This window comes from Amycolatopsis sp. NPDC021455 (assembly GCF_040640995.1).
GTDB lineage: Bacteria > Actinomycetota > Actinomycetes > Mycobacteriales > Pseudonocardiaceae > Amycolatopsis.
In genome coordinates this window covers 1-3,110 of sequence record NZ_JBFACT010000155.1, presented here as the reverse complement: position 1 = coordinate 3,110, position 3,110 = coordinate 1, and the positions used below count along the sequence as shown (strand labels likewise).

Here is a 3,110-nt window from a genome sequence, read left to right as displayed (position 1 = left end):
GGGGATGATGACCGGCCATCCGGGGATCTTCGCGGGCGGCGACATGGTGCCGTCGGGCCGGACCGCGACCGTCGCGGTGGGACACGGCGCCCGGGGCGCCCGGGAGATCGACGCCTGGCTGCGCGAGGCCGTCGTGCCGGAGCCGGCGGCCCGGCGCGAGGCGACTTTCGGCGACCTCAACACGTGGTACTACAGCGACGCCGACCGGACCGTCCGGCCGCACCTGGACCTGTCCCGGCGCGTGTCGACGTTCGACGAGATCAAGGGCGGCCTCGACGCGTCGACGGCGTTGTTCGAAGCCCGCCGCTGCCTGTCCTGCGGCAACTGCTTCGAATGCGACAACTGCTACGGCGTCTGCCCCGACAACGCGGTGATCAAGCTCGAACCGGGGGAGCGGTACGCGATCGACCTCGACTACTGCAAGGGATGCGGGATCTGCGTCGCCGAATGCCCGTGCGGCGCCATCGAAATGGTGCCCGAAGAAACCTGAGGAGAAGTCATGCACGAGAAGCGCTGGCACGTCGAAGTGCACATCGACGAAGACGACGACGGCCGTACCCGGGCGACCGCCCGGCTCCACACGGCCGACGACACGCGGGTCTCCGGGACCGGCGTCGCGCGGCTCAACCCGGCCGACCGGGACGTGCCCGAGATCGGTGACGAGCTGGCCGCGTCGCGCGCGTTGAGCGACTTGGCCCACAACTTGTTCGAATGCGCGGCCGGCGACATCGAAGCGCTGACCCACAAGCCGGTCCGGCTCGACCACTGAAGGGAGCGGACATGCGGATCCTCGTCGTCTTCGAGTCGATGTTCGGCGCCACCGAAGAGGTGGCCAAGGCCATCGGCAAAGGGCTGGCCGGCTCCGGCCCGGTGGAGGTGGTCAATGTCGACAAAGCGCCCCGGGACCTGACCGGCGTCGACCTGCTCGCCGTCGGGGGACCCACGCACGTGCACGGGATGAGCCGCGGCGCGACCCGGAAGTCCGCCGCGGACCAGGTGGACTACCCGACGCGGTCGTCGACGGGCATAAGGGAGTGGCTGGACGCGCTCGACGTGGTGCCGGCCGGGCTGGCCGCCGCGGCCTTCGACACCCGGATCGACAAGCCACGCGTGTTCACCGGGGCCGCGTCGCTCGGGGTGGCCAAGCGGCTGCGCCGGCGCGGGTGCCGGCTCGTCCTGCCGGCGGAAAGCTTCTTCGTCGGGACCGAATCGATCGATACCGGCCCGGAACCCGGCGAACCGGAGCGGGCCGAGGCGTGGGGTGCGGCGCTCGGGGCGGCGCTGCTCCGCGCCGGGTCCTGACGGCCGTGGCGGAGGCCCCGGCGGTCGGCGTGGAGGAGGAGTTCGTGCTGCTGGACACGCGGACCGGGAGGGCCGTCCCGGCGGCTCCGCGGATCCTGGCGGCGCTGCCCGGCGAGCCCGGCGTGGTCCCGGAGTTCCTGCGCTTCCAGATCGAAACCCTGACGGGGGTGTGCCGTTCGCTCGGCGAAGTCCGCGCCGACCTGACGCGGTTGCGCCGCCGGGTGGGCGAGGCGGCGGCGGACGCGGGGTGCTTGGCCGTGGCGACCGCCGTCGCGCCGTTCGGCGCCGCACCGCTGGTCACCGCTGACCCGCGGTACGAGCGGCTGGCCGCGCGCTTTCCCGCCCTGGTCGCCGGCGCGGGCACCTGTGCCTGCCACGTCCACGTCGGCGTCCCGTCGCGCGCGGCGGGCGTGCGCGCGCTCGCCGGGCTGCGGCCGTGGCTGGGTGTGCTGCTGGCGCTGAGCGCGAACTCGCCGTTCGTCGGCGGCCTCGACTCCGGCTGGGCGAGCGCGCGGTACCCGCTGTGGTCCCGCTGGCCGACGGCCCGGCCACCGGCCGCGTGGCGGGACGTCGCCGAGTACGACGCGGCCGTGGCCGAGGCGATCCGCAGCGATGCGGCGCCGGATGCCCGCGGGGTGTACTTCTACGCCCGCCTGTCGCCGCGGCACCCGACCGTGGAGGTGCGGATCGCCGACGTCTGCCTCGACGTCGGCGACGCCGTCGTGCTCGCCGGACTGGTGCGGGCGCTCGTGACCACGGCGTTGCGGGGCGAGGTGGGGCCGCAGCCGTCCGACGCGGCCCTCGCGCAGTCGCTCCGGGCCGCCGCACGGCACGGCCTCGACCGGGCCGGGGCCGCGCGGCTGCTGGCGCACGTCCGGCCCGCGCTGGAGGCGGCCGGCGATCTCGACGTGGTCCGGCGGGGCTGGTGCGCGCTCGCGGACCGGGGCGGTGGCGCGGCCCGGCAGCGTGCGCTGCGGATGGTGTCGGCCACCCCGGCGGAGTTCACCGCCAGGCTGGCCACAGTGACCCGGGGTACCGACGACGAATGCCTGGAGGCGGCGCGATGAATGCCGGAACAGTGACCGGCACGACGGAGTTCCATGCGGTGCCGGTGGCCACCGTCGCCGAGCAGCTCGGCGTAGACCCCGCGCAGGGGCTGAGCAGCGCAGAGGCCGAAGCGCGGCTGGCGCGCTTCGGCGACAACGTGGTGCGCGTGCCCGCCGGGCCGGGACCGATCCGGCGGCTGCTGGCGCAGTTCCACAACCCGCTCATCTACGTCCTGCTGCTCGCGGGCGTGATCACGTGGGTGTTCGGCGGGCACGTCGACGCCGGGGTGATCGGCGGGGTGGTCCTGCTCAACGCCGTCGTCGGGTTCGTGCAGGAATCCCGTGCCCAGCGCGCGTTGGAGGCACTGTCCAAAATGGTCCCGGTGACGGCCACGGTCCTCCGCGACGGGCTGCCGCAGCGCGTCCCCGCGGCCCGGTTGGTGCCGGGTGACGTCGTGGAGCTGGCCGCCGGTGACCGGGTGCCCGCCGACGTCCGGCTGGCCGAGGTGCACCTGGCCGAGATCGACGAGTCCGCGTTGACCGGGGAGTCGGTGCCGGTGGTCAAGGCCACCGGCGTGGTGGCGCCGTCGGCCGCGGTCGCCGACCGCACCGGCTCGGCGTACTCCGGGACGCTGGTGACCAGGGGACAGGCCCGCGGGCTGGTCATCGCGACCGGCGGCGCGACCCAGCTGGGCGGCATCCAGCACCTCGTCGCCACCGCCGAGGTCGTCGAGACGCCGCTCACCCGCAAGCTCGGGCGGT

At 74.5% G+C, this 3,110-nt stretch carries 5 protein-coding genes; all 5 read left to right on the top strand.

The genetic code is table 11. The annotated features are described in order from the left end of the window. A partial coding sequence (locus AB0G28_RS49255) for a 4Fe-4S dicluster domain-containing protein (protein WP_361106628.1) occupies positions 1-490 on the top strand: 490 nt, incomplete at its 5' end. A gap of 9 nt (positions 491-499) precedes the next feature. Further along, complete coding sequence (locus tag AB0G28_RS49250) at positions 500-769, top strand: DUF1876 domain-containing protein (RefSeq protein WP_361106625.1); 270 nt, start codon at positions 500-502, stop codon at positions 767-769. Positions 770-780: 11 nt separating this feature from the next. Continuing rightward, positions 781-1,302: a flavodoxin domain-containing protein gene (locus AB0G28_RS49245; RefSeq protein ID WP_361106622.1), complete on the top strand. Its 522-nt coding sequence runs from the start codon at positions 781-783 to the stop codon at positions 1,300-1,302. 5 nt (positions 1,303-1,307) lie between these two features. Further along, complete coding sequence (locus AB0G28_RS49240; protein WP_361106619.1) at positions 1,308-2,369, top strand: YbdK family carboxylate-amine ligase; 1,062 nt, start codon at positions 1,308-1,310, stop codon at positions 2,367-2,369. Then, on the top strand, positions 2,366-3,110 hold a 745-nt coding region (locus AB0G28_RS49235), incomplete at its 3' end, for an HAD-IC family P-type ATPase (RefSeq protein ID WP_361106616.1). The genes AB0G28_RS49240 and AB0G28_RS49235, both read left to right, overlap by 4 nt.

What these genes read in the sequence shown, in the direction of transcription:
- AB0G28_RS49250 (WP_361106625.1), top strand. Translation starts at nt 500, where the DNA reads ATGCACGAGAAGCGCTGGCACGTCGAAGTGCACATCGACGAAGACGAC.
- AB0G28_RS49245 (WP_361106622.1), top strand. Translation starts at nt 781, where the DNA reads ATGCGGATCCTCGTCGTCTTCGAGTCGATGTTCGGCGCCACCGAAGAG.